The sequence below is a fragment of the Mycobacterium sp. E1386 genome (assembly GCF_001672745.1).
Classification (GTDB): Bacteria; Actinomycetota; Actinomycetes; order Mycobacteriales; family Mycobacteriaceae; genus Mycobacterium.
This window is the reverse complement of sequence record NZ_LZKH01000154.1, coordinates 1-18,979: the sequence shown is the minus strand read 5'-3', so window position 1 is coordinate 18,979 and position 18,979 is coordinate 1. Positions and strand designations below refer to the sequence as shown.

The following is an 18,979-nucleotide window of genomic DNA, read 5'->3' as shown; positions in this document are numbered from 1 at the left end:
TGTGGGGCCCGGAAGCGTTTTCCGTCACGATTCGTCCGATCGGGGCCCTAATCGGGCCGAGAGCGGGTATCCCCGGGCAATGAACGAGTTGAAGTATTTGGAGCTGCACGGCGATCGCGTCGCTTACCGCGACGAGGGCGACGGTGAGGTGCTCCTGCTCATCCACGGCATGGCCGGCAGCTCGGAGACCTGGCGGGCGGTGATCCCGCCGTTGTCGAAGAAGTTCCGGGTCATCGCCCCCGACCTGCTCGGCCACGGGGAGTCGGCGAAGCCCCGCACGGACTATTCGCTGGGCGCCTTCGCGGTCTGGCTCCGTGACCTGCTCGACGAGCTCGGCGTCAGCCAAGCCACCCTGGTCGGTCAGTCGCTCGGCGGCGGGGTCGCGATGCAGTTCGTCTATCAGCACCCCGACTACGCCAAGCGGTTGATCCTGATCAGCAGCGGCGGTCTGGGCCCCGACGTCGGGTGGGTGCTGCGGCTGCTCTCGGCGCCCGGCGCGGAGCTGGTGTTGCCGGTCATTGCGCCGAAGCCCGTCCTGACCGTGGGCAACAAGCTCAGGTCGTGGTTGAGAAGCGCCGGCATCCACTCACCCCGTGGGGCAGAGATGTGGAGCGCCTACTCGTCGCTGTCCGATGGTGAGACGCGGCAGTCCTTCCTGCGGACGCTGCGATCGGTGGTCGACTACCGGGGCCAGGCGGTCAGCGCCCTGAGCAGGCTGCGGCTGCGCGAGGACTTGCCGGTCATGGCGATCTGGGGGGAGCGGGACGCCATCATTCCCGTCGATCACGCGTACGCCGCGCACGAGGCCCGCACCGACGCCAGGCTCGAAATCCTGCCCGACGTCGGCCACTTCGCGCAGGTCGAGGCGCCGACCCAGGTGGTGGAGCTGATCGAGGACTTCATCGCGACCGGCGATCGCCAGCAAGCGGAGAGCACACAGCCGCGCTTGTGATCTAAGTCGCTTCGCCGCGCAGTCCGGTCGTAAAATTGCGGTGATGCGCACCGGCCCGCGTACCGCGCTTCCGCCGGGGCCCAGGCTGCCCCGGGCGGTGCAGGCTGCGTTGATGCTGCACCGCGGTTCGCACTTCGTCGCCGCCTGCCGCCGTCGTTACGGGAGCGTGTTCACGCTGCGCGTCGCCGGCATGGGCACGCTGGTGTATCTGGCCGACCCGGCAGACATCAAGACGGTGTTCGCCGGTGACCCGCACGTCTTCCACGCCGGCGAAGCGAATTCGATTCTGAGCGGGTTGCTCGGCGATACCTCCCTCCTTGTCATTGACGAGGACGTCCACCGGGATCGCCGCCGTCTGATGCTGCCGCCGTTCCATCGCGACGCCGTCGCACGCCAAGCAGGGCTGATGGCCGAGATCGCCGCGGCGAACATTGCGGCGTGGCCGGTGGGGGAGAGCTTCCCGGTCTCGCCCAAGATGTCGGAGATCACCCTTGAAGTGATCCTGCGGACGGTCATCGGCGCAACGGACCCGGCTCGACTCACCGCGCTGCGCGAAATCATGCCGCAGCTGCTCACCGTGGGTCCGTGGGCGACGCTGGCATTGGCGAAGCCGGAGCTCCAGCGCTACCTCCCATGGCGGGGACTGCGCCGGCGCATGGCCGAAGCCGACTGCCTGCTCTACGCGGAGATCGCCGAGCGCCGCGCCGACCCCGACCTGGCCGGGCGCACCGACGTGCTCGCCATGCTGGTCCGCGCCGACGACGGCGGGCGCACGATGTCCGACCGCGAGCTGCGGGACCAGCTGATGACGTTGCTGGTGGCCGGGCACGACACCACCGCAAACGGGTTGTCCTGGGCGCTCGAGCGGTTGACCCGCCACCCGGCCGTATTGGCCAAGGCAGTGAGAGCTGCCGAGGCCGGCGCCGCGGGCGATCCGGCCGGCGACGAGTATCTCGACGCGCTGGTGAAGGAGACGTTGCGGATCCGTCCGGTGGTGTTCGACGTGGGGCGGGTGCTCACCCGACCGGCCGAAGTCGCCGGCTACCGGCTGCCGCCCGGGGTCATGGTGGCGCCGGGAATCGGGCTGGTGCATACCAGCGCCACGGTGTACCCCGACCCGGACCGATTCGATCCGGATCGCATGCTGGGCGCCACCCTGACACCGACGACGTGGTTCCCCTTCGGTGGCGGCAACCGCCGCTGTCTGGGCGCCGGCTTCGCCATGGTCGAGATGCGCGTGGTGTTGCGCGAGATTCTGCGCCGGGCCGAGTTGCGCACCACCACCGCGGCCGGCGAACGGCAGAAGCTGAAATTCGTTGTCCTGGTACCGCATCGCGGCGCGCGTATTCGATTGCGGGCGCTCAGGGACGTCCCGGTTGCAGCGTCCGCAACCACGCAGACGCCGGCCTAGTGGGAGGTTGGGGTAGGGGCGCCCCGGTAATCGACCTGCCAGTGCTTGATGCCGTTGATGAACGACGACCGCAGCCGCTCGGGATCCGCCAGCGGAGTCAGGCCGGGCAGGTGATCGGCGAGCGCGTTGAACATCAGGTCGATCGTCATGCGGGCCAGGTTGGCGCCGATGCAGTAGTGAGCTCCGGTGCCGCCGAATCCGACGTGCGGGTTTGGGCTGCGCAAGACGTTGAAGGCGTAGGGGTTATCGAAGACCTCTTCGTCGAAGTTGGCCGAGCGGTAAAACAGCACCACGCGCTGGCCCTTGCCGACCCGGACGCCGCCGAGCTCGGTGTCCTGGCGCGCGGTGCGCTGGAAGGCCGTGATCGGTGTGGCCCATCGGATTATCTCGTCGGCGGCGGTCTTGGGCCGCTGCGCCTTGAACAACTCCCACTGGTCCGGGTGGTCGGCGAAGGCCATCATTCCCTGCGTGATGGAGTTGCGGGTGGTCTCGTTTCCGGCGACGGCAAGGGTGACCACGAACATGCCGAATTCCGCCTCGGACAGGTGCTGGCCCTCGGCATCGGCCCGTATCAGCGTGGTGACAATGTCGTCCCCGGGATTTTCGCGCTTGCGTGCGGCCAATTGCATTGCATACCACATCAATTCGCCCGCAGAGGTCAGCGCGTCGTTACCGGCGAACTCCGGGTCGTCGCTGCCGATCATGTTGTTGGTCCAGTCGAACAGCTTGTCGTAGTCCTCCTGCGGGACCCCGAGAAGCCCGGCAATGGCCTGCAGCGGCAACTCGCAGGCAACCTGACGGACGAAGTCGCCCGAGCCGGCCGCCGCGGCCTCGGTCACGATGCGCCGCGCCCGCTCCGATAGTCCGGCGCGCAGCCGCTCGACCGCGCGGGGCGTGAAGGCCCGCGAGACGATCTTGCGCAACCGGCTGTGCTCGGGGTCGTCCATCATGATCATCGACGCCCGGCCCGCCTCAATCTGTCCGGCCGCCAAGTCGCCCCGGTAACGCGGGACGATCGACTTGGTCGCGGACGAGAAGACGTCGCTGCGCAGCGAGACATCGCGGATGTCGCGGTGCTTGGTCACCACCCAGTAGCCCCCGTCGCCGAAGCCGCCGGCGTCGGGCGACTGCGCGTTCCACCAGATCGGTTCCGTCGCGCGCAGTTCGGCGAACTCCCGCACCGGCAGCCGGTGGGCATAGATATCGGGATCGGTGAAATCGAAGCCCGGCGGGAGGTTCGGTGCGGCCATCGCATTTCTCCTGGAGACGATGCGCTATTGGGATCGGTAGCAAACCGGACGTGTCTTACTGCCAGCACCATAAAGCCGAGCCCTGAAGAAGAGAAGCCTTCATGAAAATCATCGCGATCGTCGCGGCCGGCCTCGCCGCAGGGGCGGTGGCGGCCGCCGGGTGCGCGCAGGCCGAGATTCCCGCGGCGCCCGTCCCGAGCCACTTCTACGCGTTGGCACCGGGCGTGCAGTCCGATCCCGAAGCCGATGTCGAAGAGTTGCAGCGGCAGGTGAACGACCTGCACGACAACTGGGACAACCTCACCCCGCCGCAACGACAGCAGCGGCTGACGCAGCTGCAGCAGCAGTCCACGACGGTGTCCAACGAGGTGCAAAACCTCCCCCCGGCGCAGCGGCCCGGGGTGGAACTACGGCTGCTGCAAACCACGTTTGCCTTGTTCGACCTCGTGCGAAAGGCCCAGGGGCCCAACCAGCCCTGCTATTTCCCCGCCTGCCTGCCCGGCCTCTGAGCGGCCGTCAGCCCCGAATTGGGCTGGGCGCCTTCACGGTTTCGCGCCCGCCGAGGTTGGTGGCCGCGGTCACGATGGCCCGCTCGATCTGACGGAGCGCGTGCACCGCGGTGAGGAAGCGCCGGGTATCGGGCCCCGGTTGGCCCGGCGATCCCGCGCCGCCGTCGTGCTGCCGCACCAAAGATTCGGCGGCGTCGAGGTCGTCGGCGGCCGAGACGATGGTCGGCGCGCTGCCACTGCCGATCGCGGCGGCCAGCGCGTCGATGTTGCGCCGGGTCTGCGTCGCGGCCGCCGAGAACGTGTCGGCAAGCGGCTGCGAACCCACCGGGTCCTGGTACTGCTCGCTGCTGCGCGCCAGGCTGCGGCCGTACCGGTCGCAGGCCGCGAAGATGCGCAGCGCCCGGCGAATGCTGCGCCGGCCCGCGAGGCCGGCGACCCCCGCCAGCAGCGGCTTGGCGGTGACCCGGAACTGCTGCAGGTCGCGGTCCAGCTGGCGGGCCTGCTCGGACGGGCTGACGCTCTCGTCCTCGCCGAACATCGTCGCGGTCGAGACCTCGATCAGAGCCGCCAGGCTGGCCAGAAACGTCCGCGCTTCGTCGCGGATCGCGCCTCTGGTGTGCGTCGGCAACACCACGATGGCCACCGCGACTCCGATGAGAGCGCCGAGCGCGGTCTCTTCGATCCGCAACATCAGTACGCCGAAAGAGAATTGGCCGAGCAAGCCGTACAGCAACGCCAGCATCGTGGTGATCCAGAAGGTCATCAAGCTGTAGGTGACCGTCATGAAATAGAAGGCGCAGAACAGGCACACGAAGATGCCGACCAGCGCGGCCGTCCTGTCGCCGGCGAGCAGCGTGGCTACCAACACGCCGCAGGGCACGCCGAGCAGGGTGCCGAGCAGGCGTTGCCAGCCTTTGGTCAACGTTTCGCCCCACGAGTTGGTGCCGGCGAAGATGACGAACGCGGCGATCACCGCCCAATACCACCGCGCCGGCGACACCAGTTCGCCGGCGACGATCGCCAGCGACGCGGCGACGGCGACCTGGATGGCCTGCCGGGTGGTCGGCCGTAGGCCCGTGGTGTGTTCCTCTTCGCCCGCCTCGGTGGGAGCGTCCGGGGGCGCGCCGTCGGACGCCGGCGGCCGCTCGCTGTCCCCGGTTTCCACGGCGCCGCCACCCCCGGTGGCGGCGCGGTCGACGATGGCCCGGACGTCGGAAGTCGCTGTCGCGGCGTTGATAACCGCCAGGGCGAGGCGGCGCACGGCGGCGCTGCCCTCATCATCGTCCGCGGGAGCGCAGTGCTCGTCGAGCAGGCGTTGCGCTCGGGCGGCGGCTTGCCGAAGGCCGTTGGGCTCGGGTAGGCGGATGGCCCGCGCCAGCAGCGAGAGCGTGTCGACGAGCGCGGCCCGAGTCTGGACGGGGATGGCGTCCGGGTTCTCCGCGGCCAGCGCCGCGGCACCGCGCCCGGCCGTGGCCACCCATTCGATGGCCAGCTCGGCGTCCAGTAGCCACGGGGCCAGCTGTTCGGCGGTGACACCCGGCCACAGCGCGGCGGGGTCGGCCTTGTCCTCGATCTGGCTCTGCACCAGCAGGGCGGTCTCGTTGAGCCGTAGGGTGCGCGCCCGCATGCGACGCCGGCGGCGTTCGTCGAGGCGGCCGGTACGCACCGCTTCGGCCGTGGTGTCGACGACGATCGCCATCCGGGCGCGCAGCGCCCGGACGGTCGCCCGCAGCACGCGCTCCGGCCGATCGGGCATGACGTAAGTGGTCATCACGAACGTGCAGACCGTGCCCACGGCGACCGCCCCGATCATCCACGGCAGCTCGGAGATACGCGCTCGCAGATACAACGTGAAGAAATACGACATGAACGCGACCATGCCCAGCGCCCGGCCCCGCGCCCCGAAGCGGCGAATGTACGCGGCGGTGAACACGACGATCACGAACACCGCATCGCTGACCACCGGGTGGGACGCGAGCACCGCGGCGGCCGTGATGGAGGCCGCGGCCGGCAGGGGCAGCAGCGCCATGGTGATCCGCTGCTGGTGCGGATCCGGCTCGTTGACGGACCGCGACGCGACCATCGTGATGACAACGCCCAGCAATGCGACGGTCAGCGGCTGTCCCGTCGCCCGGGTCAGGACGTATAGGGCCAGCAGCGAACAGCCGAGCGCGGCCGTCGTCCGCGTCGCCATCCGCAGCCGAAGCAAACCGGGATCGGAGCCGATCACCCAGTTGCCGGCTTGTTCGTAGAGAACGGTGATCGCCGCGCCCCCTTCTCTTCTGTTGAACGCATCATGGTTACCCGAACTTCGGCACAAGCTAGTCTTCGACATCGTGACAGCGCCGACGCGGGCGAAGCTGGCCGACGGCCGTGACCTGCTGTTCTTCGCGCTGCCCGGGCACCGCCCGGCGCCGGTCGAAGACCGTAGGCCGCTGCCGGCGCGCGACGGGCAGCACACCGAGCTGCGGTTCGACCAGACGACGGGGCAATGGGTGATCGTCGCGGCGCTGCGCCAAGACCGCACCTACAAGCCGCCCCCCGACCAGTGCCCGCTGTGCCCCGGTCCGACCGGGCTGACCAGCGAGGTGCCCGCCCCGGACTACGACGTCGTCGTCTTCGAAAACCGGTTCCCGAGCCTATCCGGCACCGGACCGGCGCTCGCGCCCGCCGGTGACGGCTTCGTGTCCGCCCCGGGGCATGGCCGCTGCGAGGTGATCTGCTTTTCCAGCAACCACACCGGCTCCTTCGCCGGGCTCGAACCCGCGCACGCCCGGCTGGTCATCGACGCGTGGCGACAACGCACCGGCGACCTGATGGCCACCCCCGGCATCGAGCAGGTGTTCTGCTTCGAGAACCGCGGCGAGGAGATCGGGGTGACGTTGACGCACCCGCACGGTCAGATCTACGGCTATCCCTATCTGACGCCGCGAACCGCCGCCATGCTGGATCGGGCCGGCCGGCACCGAATGCGCCACGGCACCAATCTCTTCGCCGACCTACTGGCCGGAGAGGTCGCGGACGGCAGCCGAATCGTCGCGCGCGACGACCTGTTTACCGCGTTCGTGCCGTTCGCCGCGCGCTGGCCGGTCGAGGTGCACATCTACCCGAACAGGTTCGTGCGCAACATCATCGAGCTCGACGAGGACGAACTGGACGGGTTCGCCCGGGTCTACCTCGATGTGCTGCGGCGATTCGACCGGATGTATTCCTCGCCGCTGCCCTACATTTCGGCGTTGCACCAGTACGCCGATACCGACGCCCAGGCCGACGGCTACTTCCACGTCGAGTTGATGTCGGTGCGGCGCGGCGCCAACAAGCTCAAGTACCTCGCGGGCTCCGAGTCGGCGATGGAGGCGTTCATCAGCGATGTGACGCCCGAGAGCGTGGCTCAGCGCCTGCGGGAGCTCGCGTGACCGTGCGGTACTCCGCGCCCGGGCGGATCAACCTGATCGGGGAGCACACCGACTACAACCTGGGGTTCGCGCTGCCGATCGCGTTGCCGCAACGCACGGTGGTGACGTTCGCGCCCGACGGGGGCGATGCGATCACGGTGGCCAGCGACCGCGCGGACGGACCGGTGCGCATCCCGCTGGACACCGCTCCCGGCGGCGTGACCGGCTGGGCCGCCTACGTGGCCGGCGTGGTGTGGGCGCTGCGCCAGGCCGGCCACCCGGTGCCCGGCGGCGCGATGCGGATCACCAGCGACGTCGCGATCGGGTCCGGGCTGTCGTCGTCGGCGGCGCTGGAGTGCGCGGCGCTGGGCGCCATCGCGACGGCCGCCGGGGCGGGCATCGAACCGAAAGAGCGGGCGCGGCTCGCCCAGCGCGCCGAGAACGACTACGTCGGCGCCCCAACGGGTTTGCTCGACCAGCTGGCCTCACTGTTCGGCCGGCCGGCGACCGCGCTGCTGATCGATTTCCGCGATCTCACGGTCACGCCGGTGGCCTTCGACCCGGACACCGCCGGTGTCACGCTGCTGGTGATCGACTCCCGCGCCCCCCACAGTCACGCCGACGGCGACTATGCCGCGCGCCGCGCGTCGTGCGAACGTGCGGCCGCGGTCCTGGATTTCGCGCAGCGACGACACCCCGAGATCCGCGGCCCGACGCTCGCCGCCGCGGTGCGCGATCCGGTCGACGCCCGCCGCGCCCGCCACGTGCTGAGCGAAAATCAACGGGTGCTCGATTGTGTTGCGGCACTTAACAGTTCGGACTTCGCCCAGGCGGGACGAATCTTCAGCGCCTCCCACGCGTCCATGCGCGACGATTTCGAGATCACCACCGAACACATCGATCTGATCGCGGACACCGCGGTGCGCGCGGGCGCGCTCGGCGCCCGGATGACCGGCGGAGGGTTCGGTGGCTGCGTGATCGCGCTGGTGCCCACCGACCGCGCCGGCGCGGTCGGTGAGGCGGTACGACGCGCGGTGTGCGACGCCGGTTTCCGGCCACCGGTCATCGCCCGAACCCATGCCGCCGCCGGCGCGGGACCGGATGGGTGAACGAGCCGACCGGCGATGTGGAAGTACGGGCATACGCCGAGCTCAACGATTTCCTGCCGGCCGAGTCGCGCGGCCTGGCGGTGCGCCGCCCCTTCCGGCCGCACCAGACCGTGAAGGACGTGCTGGAGGCGATGGGCATCCCGCACACCGAGGTCGACCTCATCCTGGTGAACGGGTGCCCGCGGGACTTCACCTACCGCCCGAGTTTCGGCGACCGCATCGCCGCGCACCCCGGGCCGCGGCGGGTGGACGATCCGCGGTTCGTCGTCGACGTCAACCTCGGTCGGCTGGCCTGGCTGCTGCGCCTGCTCGGGTTGGACGTGTGGTGGACGAACGACGCCGACGACAAGACGCTGGCCGACATCAGCGGCGAGCAGCGCCGGATCCTGCTGACCCGCGACCGTGGCCTATTGAAGCGCCGCGCCATCACGCACGGCCTGTTCGTCCGCTCCCACGATCCCGAGGAGCAAGCGCTCGACGTGCTGCGACGGCTGGACCTGGGGCACCGGCTGGCGCCGCTCACCCGCTGCGTGCGGTGCAACGGCACGTTGAGCCGGGTCAGCAAGGACGAGGTGATCGACCAGTTGGAGCCGCTGACGCGCCAGCACTACCAGGAATTCAGCCGCTGCGCTGAATGCGGGCGGATCTACTGGCCCGGTTCGCACTACGCGAAACTGGTCCGGCTCGTCGAAAGCCTGCGCGACCGGCTGGGGTGACCGTCCGGGCGCCGCTATATTCCTTGGCCATAGCCGTAACGCACGCGCCGATAGCTGTAACGTAACGGATATGCCGAAGATGGCGTGCGCGGAGTGCGGGGCGGGCTTCTCGGCACGCTCCGACGCGTTGTACTGCTCGCCGGCCTGCCGGCAGAAGGCTTACCGTGCGCGGTCGACGCGCCGGATGGCCGTTTTGCGGGAGACCCTGCGGCGAAGCGTGGGCAGGGGTGCGCACCCCGAGGCCGTCAGGTCGCTGCACCGTTCCGTCGCCAGTTCCATGGAACGCGCCCGCGAACAGCTTGCCCGATCGCGCGAACTATGCCGCGTGTCCGAGCTTCGGCTGCGGGAAAGCGACGTCATCTGTCGAGAGTCGCTCAGGAAGCGGGCGGCGCGGGCGGCGTCGACGTCAGACACGGAGCGTGCGTGGTGGCTTGGGAGTTAAACGGCCAGACGCCGGCGGTGGAGCAGGCCCTCGCCGGCGGTACGCCGCAGCGGGCCGGTTGGTTTCGCTTCTACTTCGAGGACCAGCGCTGGGAGTGGTCGGAGCAAGTGCACCGGATGCACGGCTACGAACCCGGAACGGTGACCCCGACCACCGAGCTGGTGATCGCCCACAAGCATCCCGATGACCGCAACGATGTGGCCGCAACCATCAACGACATGATTGAGAGCCGGCGGCCGTTCAGCACCAGGCACCGCATCGTTGACACCCGGGGCAACACCCACGACATGGTCGTGGTGGGCGATCAGTTCTGCGACAGCAACGGCGATGTCATCGGCACCCACGGCTTCTATGTCGACGTCACATCGACATCGAACCGCGAACGCGAGGAGAACATCAGCGCGGAGGTCGCCGAGATCGCCGAGCGCCGCGGCGCCATCGACCGGACCAAGGGAATGTTGATGTTGGTCTACGGCGTCGACGAGGCGGGGGCTTTCAATCTGCTCAAATCCTTGTCACAGGTGCACAACATGAAGCTTGGCGTGCTTGCCGACCAAATCGCGAAAGACTTCTCCGAATTGGGCAAGGAGCAGATCGCGTCGCGCTCACGGTTCGACCAACGCCTGCTCACCGCGCATCTGCGGGCGGCCGGCTCCGACGATTAGCGGCTATTCAGCCGGGGTCAGGCGCACCGCTCCCAGGTGCATGCGGTCGACCGCCTCGGCGAACTCCTCGCGTGTCGGTATGCGTTGATCGCGGAACTTCAGTCCGATCATCCGCTGGGCGCGCCGAACGCCGTAGGACTCGGCGCAGCGCAGGAAGAGGTCGGAGACGACGGCGCGGTCGCGGATGAGTTCCCCGCGCATCGCGGTCCGCTTGCCGTCGTAGATCACCTGCGCGGGCGCGCCGTCGCGGAAGTTCTGCTTCCAGGGGGCGCCGGTCAGCGCGTAGAGCTGATTGTCAATCACGTGGGCGCTCACCGGAAGTGAGAACGGCCGGCCCGTTTTCCGCCCGGTGAAGTTGAGCACCATGAGTTGCTTGCGGGCGGCGCCGGCGAGCGGGGTGCGCAGCAGGAAGCCCAGCATCGGGTTGACGATGCGCAGGAGCGCCGACGGTGGATGCCCGGCGTCTATCGCATGGGACTGCTCTGGCATGCGCTTACCGTAAGGCCAATCGGTTCCGCGGCCTAGCGATGGCGTGGTGGCGTTCGCGGGACCCTCCCGCGAACGCCACCACGTTCCTCGGTCAGGGGGTGATGGTGGTCTGGTCGTCGATGACGTTGGCCGCGTCCATCAACGGGCCCTCATCGGCCTGCGGGCCCTCGGCGTTGAGCTGGAGCACGTAGACCGCGCCCTGGCTGGGGATCACCACCGTCTTCTGGGCGATGACGCGGGCGCTGCCGTCCTTCTGATAGGTGCCTTTGAGCTGCCACGCCTGGAAACCACCGAGCGTGGACGCGGTCCCGTCGCCGCTGCCCTGGTAACCGGGCAGGTTCTGCACCTCGCCCGGGGCGTACTGAATGAGCTTTGCCGGGTCGACGTCCCCGGAAAGCCTGGAGTACAGCGCCGAAATCGTGGGCGGATCGGCCGGGTTGGTGGGCTGGGTCAAGACGATGCCGCCGTAGGACGTGCCTGCGTTCTGGTTGAGCTGCCAGCCGGCGGGCACCGGCAGGTCGACGTTCGGGCCGGGATCGCCGTGATGAACGGGCGTTTCGGTGATGCGGTTGTCCTTGACGTAGTCGGCGATGGTGTATTTGGCCTTCGCGGCCGGGGCCGAGCTGGTTGCCGACGAGGTCGTGGACGTAGAGGTGGATGTGGACGTCGATGTCGACGATTGACTGCCGGATTTGTGGTCGTTGCCGCACCCGACGAGCGCCAAACTCAGCGCTACGGAAATGGTTGCTAGCGTCAAATGTTTCATGAATCCAATCTCCCGAAAATTGGGGCCGGTACCAGCGCCGGCCACGCCGAAATGACAGTAGCCGAAATGGCGCGCAACTTTGCCGGTATCTTTTTGAACTTTCTGGCGGTACCGTGACCGGCCCACAAATCGTTATCCAATTCGTCTGGAAAACACTCACCCGAAACAACGTTGTCCAGTAAGAGACAGGTATGCGGTCACGAAGGGCCCTCGTCGCGCTTCTGGCGGCGTCGGTCGTCTTCATGGCGTTCATCGCCGCGGCGCCGCCGCCCATTGCCTACGACGGTGAGCCCGCATTCGTGGCCAACCCGGCCGACCACGTCGCCACGTTGATCGGCACCGGGACGGGCGGGCAGACGGTGGGGGAGATCAACAACTTCCCCGGCGCCGCCGTGCCGTTCGGGATGGTGCAGTACTCGCCGGACACGGTCGGCAACTACGCCGGCTACAACTACGACAACCCGCGCGCAAGCGGGTTCAGCATGACTCACGCCTCGGTGGGTTGCGCCGCGTTCGGTGACATCTCGATGTTGCCGACCACCAACGCAATTGGCTCGCAACCATGGAAAGCCTGGGAGCGAATCGCCCACGACGACACCGAACTCGGCGTGCCGGGCTACTACACGGTGCGGTTTCCGGGCACCGGGGTGAAGGCGGAACTCACCGCCACCACGCGCACGGGTGTCGGCCGATTCAGCTACCCGCGCAACGGCCGCCCCGCCCTCCTGCACGTGCGCTCCGGGGCGTCCCTGGCCGGCAACTCCCGCGCCACCATCCAGATCGGCGAGGACAACACCACGATCACCGGCTGGGCCACCAGCGGCGGATTCTGCGGCAAGAACAACACGTACACCGTCTATTTCGCGATGAAGTTCAGCCAGCCATTCATTTCGTACGGAGCGTGGGACGGCAATGCTGTGTATCCCGGTGCCCGCAGCGCGAATTCGCCATACAGCGGCGGCTACGTCGAATTCCCGGCGGGAGCCGCGCTCGAGGTGCGGACCGCGATCTCCTACGTCGGCATCGACGGAGCGCGGGCCAACCTGGCCGCGGAGGGCGCCGGGAGCTTCGACGACGTCCGCGGCGCCGCGTCGAGAATGTGGAACGCCTCGCTGTCGCGCATCGGGGTCGCCGGCCGCAATGCCGACGATCTCGAGACGTTCTACACCGCGCTCTACCGATCGCTGTTGCATCCCAACACCTTCAACGACGCGGACGGACGCTACATCGGATTCGACGGCGCCGTGCACAGCGTGGCCGCGGGCCACACGCAGTACGCCAACTTCTCCGACTGGGACACCTACCGATGTCTGGCGGCTTTGCAGGCGCTCCTCTTTCCGGACCGAGCCAGCGATATGGCCCAATCGCTGGTGAACGACGCTGAACAGAGCGGAGCGCTGCCACGGTGGGCGGTGGCCAACGCCGCGACCGCGGAGATGAGCGGGGACAACGTGGTGCCGCTCATCGCGAACTTTCACGCCTTCGGCGCCGAGGACTTCGACACGAGGGCTGCGCTGCGCTACATGGTGAACGCGGCGACGAAAGGCGGTGTGGGGCTGGGCGGTTACGTGGAACGACCGGGGATCGACACGTATCAGCAATTCGGGTACGCGCCGTTCTCCTTCGAGTTCCGCACCGATGGCTGGATCGCCGCCGCATCGATCACGCTCGAGTGGTCGGTCGACGACTTCACCATTTCGCGGTTCGCCGATGCGCTCGGAGACACGGCAACCGCCGCCGAATTCCAGCGCCGGTCCCAGTACTGGCAGAACCTGTTCAACCCGACCACCCGGTACATCTCGCCCCGAAACTGGACCACCTTCTTCCGCGCCGGCCCGGCGTTTGTGGTGTCCCCGAAAGACTTCGGCCAGGTCGGGTTCGACGAGGGCAACGCCGCGCAGTACGTCTGGTGGGTGCCGCACAACGTGGCCGGCCTGGTGACCGCGCTCGGCGGGCGCCAGGCGGTGGCCGGGCGGCTCGACGGCTTCACCAAGAAGCTCAACGTCGGCCCCAACGAGCCCTACCTGTGGGCCGGTAACGAACCCGGCTTCGGGGTGCCGTGGCTGTACAACTACATCGGTCAGCCGTGGAAGGCGCAGCGCACCGTCGACCGGGTGCGCGGGCTGTTCGGGCCGACGGCCGACGGGGAGCCGGGCAACGACGATCTGGGCGCGATGGCCAGCTGGTACGTCTGGGCGGCCCTGGGCCTCTACCCGAGCACGCCGGGAACGTCGATCCTCACCGTGGCCGCACCGCTCTTCGACCGTGCCGTGATCGCGCTCCCGGGCGGCAAAGCCATCCGCATCTCCGCGCCGGGCGCGTCCGGACCGCGCCACCTCAAATACATCAGCGGCCTGCGTGTCGACGGCCGGGCCACCGATCACACGTGGTTGCCCGAGTCATTCGTCCGCACCGGCGGGGACCTGAACTTCTCGCTCGTCGCGTATCCCGACAGGACTTGGGGCACAAGCGAATCGTCCGCGCCGCCGTCCTTCGGCGCGGGCAGTTCGGCGGTAACCGTCAACATCCCCAACCCCATCGTCACGATCGCGCCGGGCACGACGGGCACGGTGAGAATCGACGCTCAACGAATGATTGATGATGCCGGCGGCTACACCGTCACCGGCACCGCCTCGGACGCCGGGATCACCGTGACACCCACGACGGGACAGTTCTCCTCCGACGGGTCGGCGAGCATCGATGTACCCATCAAGGTCGACCGGTCGGTGACCCCGGAGTATTACCTGGTGTACTTGACCTCTACGGTCGGCCAAACCGCGCGCACGTCAACCATTCTCGTGGTCGTGCAGCAGGGAAGCGAGTGATCCGGCGGCGAAGCGTTAGACCATCTCGTTCTTGGTCAACCACCGCATCACCGGCCACCCGGCGAACACGGGGAGCCAGCAGGTGAGCACCCGATACAACAGAACGGACGGCACGCCGATGGCCGCCGGCACCCCGAAGGCGGCCAGGCCACCGATCAGCGCCGCCTCGACGGCCCCGACCCCGCCTGGCGTCGGCGCGGCCGACGCCAGCGTTCCGCCGACCATGGTGACCACGGTGCAGGTGACGAACGAAGCGCCGCCGCCGAATGCTTCGACGCTGGTCCACAGGGCCAGCGCCGCACCCAGAGTCGTTCCCGCGCAACCGACTACGATCAGCCCCAGTCGTTTCGGCTCCCGCGCGACCTCCACGAGGTCGGTTGTCACCTCCTTGAGTTTCGGGCGCACGTCCGTGGCCAGCCAGCGTCGCAGCGTGGGCACGAACAGAAAGGTGCCGACGATCCCCAGCGCCAGGCCCGCGATCAGGTAGAGGACCGTGGCGGTGGGGACGAAGTGCGACAGGTTCATCGACGCGCCCGCGACGGTGCTGAACAGGATCAGCAACACGAGGTGCATGATCACCTGCACGGATTGCTGCAGGGCCACCGCGGTGGTGGCCCGCATGGCGGACAGCCCGCCGCCCTTTTGCAGGTACCGTGTGCTCAGCGCGAGGCCCCCCACTCCGGCCGGGGTGGTGGTCGCCGCAAAGGTGTTGGCCACCTGCGCGATTGACAGCCTCCAGAAGTTGACCGTCTCATCGGCGGACGCCCACAGTGCGGCGGCCGCCCCGACGTAGGTGAGCGCCGAGACCGCCAGGCCCAGCAGCGCCCACCACCAGTTCGCGGTCCTCAGTTGGAAGAAGAAGGTGGGCGCGGTGCTGATGAAGGGGTACGCGACATAGACCAGCGCCCCGAAGAGGACCAGCTGGATGATCTGGCTGCGGGTGAATCGGGTGATGGTCTCGGGTTTGATCTGGTCGGCCCCGGTCTGCCGCTTCACCTCCGCACGGGCGGCCGATATGACGGCGCCCGCATCCGAAATTGATCTGCGAATGGGCCGGGGCACAGCGACTTTCGTCAATCGACGCGACGCGCTCAGGATGGTGTCCCGATCGAACGCCTCGATCGCGGCGGCCACCGCCGATTTGGGCTCATACAGCGCCGACGTCGTCACCAGCAGCTGGGCGATGTCGGATTGGAGTTGGGCTTCGGTGGCGCCGTATTCGGCGCTGTGGAAGCCGCCGAAGAGCACGGTGCCGCCGTCGACGGTGATTTCGTTGCCCCGCAGGTCGCCGTGCGCGATCTGCTGGTCGTTGAGGATTCGCAGCGCTTGCCACACCTTCTCCACCGGCGTGGACCGCGCGCATCGGCCGAGCGGCAGGCCATCGGGTGGCTTGTGCGAGTACAGGATCCAGCCCCGGTCGAGGGTGGCGACGGCGATCGTCGCGGTGTTGGCAAGGTTCACCTGTCCGATGGCGATCGTCATCAGGGCGCGATGCTCGACGGCGCGGCGCATGGAGGTCAGCAGGGGCGCGGTCTCGGTGTCGCGCAGTCGCAGCTTGATCCACAGTTGGCGCAGCGTGCCGCCGCTGCGCTGATGCGGACCGTACAGCTCGACGACCGCTTCGCTGTCGGGCTCGTCGCATCCGGCCGAAAGGACGAGCGGGCCGCGACCGGCGGGCCGGACCACGCTCAGCCGCGAGACGACGAAACCGCGCCTGGCCATCGCGCGCACGGCCGCCTCCAGCGGCACCTCGAGCGCGGGGGTGCCGACCACGAGGACCACCAGCGAGCCGACCAGCCAGCCGACGGCCAGGCCCAGCAGGGCGCGGGCCGGCACGATGGCGCTGACGACGAGGTGGATCGGCACGAAGGCCAGCAGCAGCGCCCACCACCAATGCCGCCAGCGCGCGGGCAGCCACGGCCCCGAGACGGTCAGCACCGCCGCCAGCATCCCGATCCAGCGCGGGTCGTCGAGGAACTGCCCCAAGACGGTTTGCAGGCGTTCGGAGAGGTCGAAGTGCCAGCGGGGCGCCGAAAACCCGTTGCCGCCCACCGACAGCGGAAGCGCGGCGAGCAGCGCGGCGGCCGCATACGCGCCGAGCAGTTTCCATTGCCGGCCGACGATGAGACCGATCAAGATCATGAAGGGCAGGGCCAGGATCGCCACGCCGTACGCGAGGTACACCAGATCGGACTGCCGGGGGGAGAGCACCCCGACGATCTGCGAGATGGACTTCTCCAGCGCATCCCACTGCGGCCGGGTGATCAGCGAGCTGGTGATCACCACGGCGAGGAAGGTCACGCTCGCGGCCAGCCGCAGGATGTCGTTGGTGCGCCGGGTCAACGGCTGCAGCAAGCTGCCGGAAACGCTGATCTCGCGCCCGTCGACTCGCATCTGGTAACGATCCTTCGGATCCGTTCGGCGCCGCTGATCGATCCCGCTCGCCGGCTCGCCGACAACTTAACGCCGATACCCGCTTGCGCGACAGCTGCCACCCACCTGGCGCGCGTAGGGTCGTGTACGTAGGTGAGCTAGCGAATCGGAGGGCGTGAACGTGGCCAGAACGGACAACGACACCTGGGAGATCACCGAGAGCGTGGGGGCGACGGCGCTGGGGGTGGCGTCCGCCCGCGCGGCCGAGACGCGCAGCGAGAATCCCTTGATCCGGGATCCCTTCGCGCAGATCTTCCTCGACGCCGCCGGCGACGGGGTGTGGAACTGGCACTCGGCGCCGCAGCTGCCGGACGAACTCGTCGAGGCCGAACCGGAATTGCCGCTGCAGATGCAGGCGATGGTCGGCTACATGGCGTCGCGTACCGCGTTTTTCGACGAGTTCTTCCTCGCCGCGACGCGCGCCGGCATCCGGCAGGCGGTGATCCTGGCGGCGGGCCTGGACGCGCGGGCGTGGCGGCTGCAGTGGCCGGACGGAACCACCGTCTACGAGTTGGACCAGCCCCGGGTGCTGGACTTCAAATCGTCGACGCTGACCGAACACGGGGCGCAGCCCGCGTGCCACCGCATCGCCGTCCCGGTCGACCTGCGCCACGATTGGCCGGCGGCGTTGCGGCAGGCCGGGTTTGACCCCTCGGCGCCCAGCGTGTGGTCGGCCGAGGGGCTGATGCCGTACTTGCCGGCCGCCGCCCAGGAGTTGCTGTTCGACCGCGTGCACGGGCTGACCGCCCCGGGCAGCCGCGTTGCCGTCGAGGCGCTGGGCCCCAAGTTCCTCGACCCGGAGTTCCGCGCGAAGCGCCGCGCGCGGATGGACCGGGTGCGCGCCTTGATGGCGCGGGTGGACCCGGACCGGGAGGTGCCGAGGACCGACGAGCTGTGGTACTTCGAGGAGCGCGAGGACGTCGGTGACTGGTTCCGCCGCCACGGCTGGAGCGTGACGGTCACCCCGTCCGACAAGCTGATGGCCGGCTACGACCGCGCGGCGCCCAAGGAGGTCGAGGATGCCGTGCCCGGAAACCTGTTTGTGTCCGCGGAACGGCCGCAGGGCTAGCGGAGGTCGCGCGAGCGACTCGAGGAGCGCCCCGATGCGGGTATATCGATTCGACAACTCACGTGGACTCGACGGTCTCGAGATGAGTGACGAGCCCATGCCCGCCCCGCAACGCGGTGAACTGTTGCTCAAAATCCGGGCGGTGTCACTGAACTATCGCGACATCGCGATCCCGCTGGGGCGCTACGTGCGCGAGAGTAAGTCTGGTCTCGTGCCGTGCAGCGACGCTGCCGCCGAAGTGGCCGAGACCGGTGAAGGCGTTGACGACTACCGCCCGGGCGACCGCGTGGTAAGCGTATTCCACCCCAGGTGGTTCGGCGGCCCGCTACCGGCGACGGCGAACTCCGACAGCTACGGCAGCGGGCAAGATGGCTGGCTCACCGAATACAAAGTGGTATCGCGGGAATCGGTGGTAGCCACGCCGAACGCCTTGACCGATGAACAGGCAGCGACACTGCCCTGCGCGGCTGTCACCGCCTGGAATGCGTTGGGCGGCCCCACGCCGATCCGCGCCGGCCAGACTGTGTTGACCCTCGGCTCGGGCGGTGTTTCCGTCTTTGCCCTTCAACTGGCCAAACTGCTGGGTGCTCGGGTCATCGCGACGACGTCGAGCCTCGAGAAAGCACAGGCCCTGACCAAGTTGCGGGCCGACGATGTCATCAACTACCGCGACTACCCGCAGTGGAGTGAGCGGGTTCGCGCCCTGACCGACGGCCGAGGCGTCGATCGCGTCGTCGAAGTCGGCGGCCCCGCCACCATCGACCAGTCTTTACGGGCGGTCGCGATTGGCGGAGAGGTGACGCTGATCGGCTTCCTCAGTGAAGCCGACCCCGGCATCGATTACTTCCTCCTCAAGGGTGCCGGCGCGACAACCCGGTCGATCACCGGCTGCATTCCCGTGGCACCGACTGCGCGCACCAGCTCCTGTGTATCGCTGCGGTCCCCGAC

The 18,979-nt window shown here is 68.5% G+C and carries 15 protein-coding genes; 10 read left to right on the top strand and 5 right to left on the bottom strand.

Annotated features, from left to right (window positions below):
• Nucleotides 1-79 precede the first annotated feature (79 nt).
• Together A5709_RS15935 and A5709_RS15930 are read left to right on the top strand one after the other, a co-directional pair.
• Complete coding sequence (locus A5709_RS15935) at nt 80-952, top strand: alpha/beta fold hydrolase (RefSeq protein ID WP_068012064.1); 873 nt, start codon at nt 80-82, stop codon at nt 950-952.
• A gap of 43 nt (nt 953-995) precedes the next feature.
• Nucleotides 996-2,363 carry a cytochrome P450 gene (locus A5709_RS15930; protein WP_156673409.1) on the top strand — a complete coding sequence of 456 codons (1,368 nt, stop codon included), beginning with the start codon at nt 996-998 and terminating at the stop codon, nt 2,361-2,363.
• Here A5709_RS15930 and A5709_RS15925 read toward each other — a convergent pair.
• On the bottom strand, nt 2,360-3,613 hold the full coding sequence (locus tag A5709_RS15925; protein WP_068120725.1) for a cytochrome P450: 1,254 nt from the start codon (nt 3,611-3,613) through the stop codon (nt 2,360-2,362). The two genes, A5709_RS15930 and A5709_RS15925, sit on opposite strands and share 4 nt — an antisense overlap.
• Before the next feature lie 101 nt (nt 3,614-3,714).
• On the opposite strand from A5709_RS15925, the gene A5709_RS15920 reads away from it, so the two are divergent.
• A complete protein-coding gene (locus tag A5709_RS15920) occupies nt 3,715-4,122 on the top strand; it encodes a hypothetical protein (protein ID WP_068120724.1) in 408 nt (135 codons plus the stop codon).
• 7 nt (nt 4,123-4,129) lie between these two features.
• Here the strand turns inward: A5709_RS15920 and A5709_RS15915 are convergent, their stop codons facing one another.
• Nucleotides 4,130-6,352 carry an FUSC family protein gene (locus A5709_RS15915; RefSeq protein WP_068012067.1) on the bottom strand — a complete coding sequence of 741 codons (2,223 nt, stop codon included), beginning with the start codon at nt 6,350-6,352 and terminating at the stop codon, nt 4,130-4,132.
• 106 nt (nt 6,353-6,458) lie between these two features.
• Between A5709_RS15915 and galT the strand changes: the two genes are divergently transcribed.
• From galT to A5709_RS15890, 4 genes are all read left to right on the top strand, one after another.
• On the top strand, nt 6,459-7,538 hold the full coding sequence (gene galT, locus A5709_RS15910; protein WP_197520165.1) for a galactose-1-phosphate uridylyltransferase: 1,080 nt from the start codon (nt 6,459-6,461) through the stop codon (nt 7,536-7,538).
• The gene (locus tag A5709_RS15905) at nt 7,535-8,626 is read left to right on the top strand and encodes a galactokinase (protein WP_068120720.1); all 1,092 of its coding nucleotides are present in this window, start codon (nt 7,535-7,537) and stop codon (nt 8,624-8,626) included. The genes galT and A5709_RS15905 overlap by 4 nt, the downstream gene beginning before the upstream one ends.
• Entirely contained in the window at nt 8,623-9,342 is a 720-nt protein-coding gene (locus A5709_RS15900) for a Mut7-C RNAse domain-containing protein (RefSeq protein ID WP_068120713.1), read from the top strand. The genes A5709_RS15905 and A5709_RS15900 overlap by 4 nt, the downstream gene beginning before the upstream one ends.
• Nucleotides 9,343-9,768: 426 nt before the next feature.
• The gene (locus A5709_RS15890; protein ID WP_067948458.1) at nt 9,769-10,449 is read left to right on the top strand and encodes a PAS and ANTAR domain-containing protein; all 681 of its coding nucleotides are present in this window, start codon (nt 9,769-9,771) and stop codon (nt 10,447-10,449) included.
• 3 nt (nt 10,450-10,452) lie between these two features.
• Here the strand turns inward: A5709_RS15890 and A5709_RS15885 are convergent, their stop codons facing one another.
• The gene (locus A5709_RS15885) at nt 10,453-10,938 is read right to left on the bottom strand and encodes a hypothetical protein (RefSeq protein WP_067948448.1); all 486 of its coding nucleotides are present in this window, start codon (nt 10,936-10,938) and stop codon (nt 10,453-10,455) included.
• 91 nt (nt 10,939-11,029) lie between these two features.
• Nucleotides 11,030-11,704 (bottom strand): LpqN/LpqT family lipoprotein, encoded by a 675-nt coding sequence (locus A5709_RS15880; protein WP_067948450.1) that lies wholly within the window; start codon nt 11,702-11,704, stop codon nt 11,030-11,032.
• A 191-nt stretch (nt 11,705-11,895) separates the two neighbouring features.
• Here A5709_RS15880 and A5709_RS15875 point away from each other — a divergent pair, with 191 nt between their 5' ends.
• A complete protein-coding gene (locus tag A5709_RS15875) occupies nt 11,896-14,529 on the top strand; it encodes a GH92 family glycosyl hydrolase (RefSeq protein ID WP_067948452.1) in 2,634 nt (877 codons plus the stop codon).
• A gap of 15 nt (nt 14,530-14,544) precedes the next feature.
• On the opposite strand, the gene A5709_RS15870 is transcribed toward A5709_RS15875, so the two are convergent.
• A complete protein-coding gene (locus A5709_RS15870; protein WP_067948454.1) occupies nt 14,545-16,923 on the bottom strand; it encodes a lysylphosphatidylglycerol synthase transmembrane domain-containing protein in 2,379 nt (792 codons plus the stop codon).
• A 160-nt stretch (nt 16,924-17,083) separates the two neighbouring features.
• On the opposite strand from A5709_RS15870, the gene A5709_RS15865 reads away from it, so the two are divergent.
• Nucleotides 17,084-18,031, top strand: coding sequence for a class I SAM-dependent methyltransferase (locus tag A5709_RS15865; protein ID WP_067948462.1), 948 nt, complete (start codon nt 17,084-17,086; stop codon nt 18,029-18,031).
• Between the two features lie 82 nt (nt 18,032-18,113).
• On the top strand, nt 18,114-18,979 hold an 866-nt coding region (locus tag A5709_RS15860; protein WP_231986984.1), incomplete at its 3' end, for an NAD(P)-dependent alcohol dehydrogenase.

Coding starts and splice junctions, on each gene's coding strand:
- A5709_RS15935 (WP_068012064.1), top strand. CDS start 80: ATGAACGAGTTGAAGTATTTGGAGCTGCACGGCGATCGCGTCGCTTAC.
- A5709_RS15930 (WP_156673409.1), top strand. CDS start 996: ATGCGCACCGGCCCGCGTACCGCGCTTCCGCCGGGGCCCAGGCTGCCC.
- A5709_RS15925 (WP_068120725.1), bottom strand. CDS start 3,613: ATGGCCGCACCGAACCTCCCGCCGGGCTTCGATTTCACCGATCCCGAT.
- A5709_RS15920 (WP_068120724.1), top strand. CDS start 3,715: ATGAAAATCATCGCGATCGTCGCGGCCGGCCTCGCCGCAGGGGCGGTG.
- A5709_RS15885 (WP_067948448.1), bottom strand. CDS start 10,938: ATGCCAGAGCAGTCCCATGCGATAGACGCCGGGCATCCACCGTCGGCG.
- A5709_RS15880 (WP_067948450.1), bottom strand. CDS start 11,704: ATGAAACATTTGACGCTAGCAACCATTTCCGTAGCGCTGAGTTTGGCG.
- A5709_RS15875 (WP_067948452.1), top strand. CDS start 11,896: ATGCGGTCACGAAGGGCCCTCGTCGCGCTTCTGGCGGCGTCGGTCGTC.
- A5709_RS15870 (WP_067948454.1), bottom strand. CDS start 16,923: ATGCGAGTCGACGGGCGCGAGATCAGCGTTTCCGGCAGCTTGCTGCAG.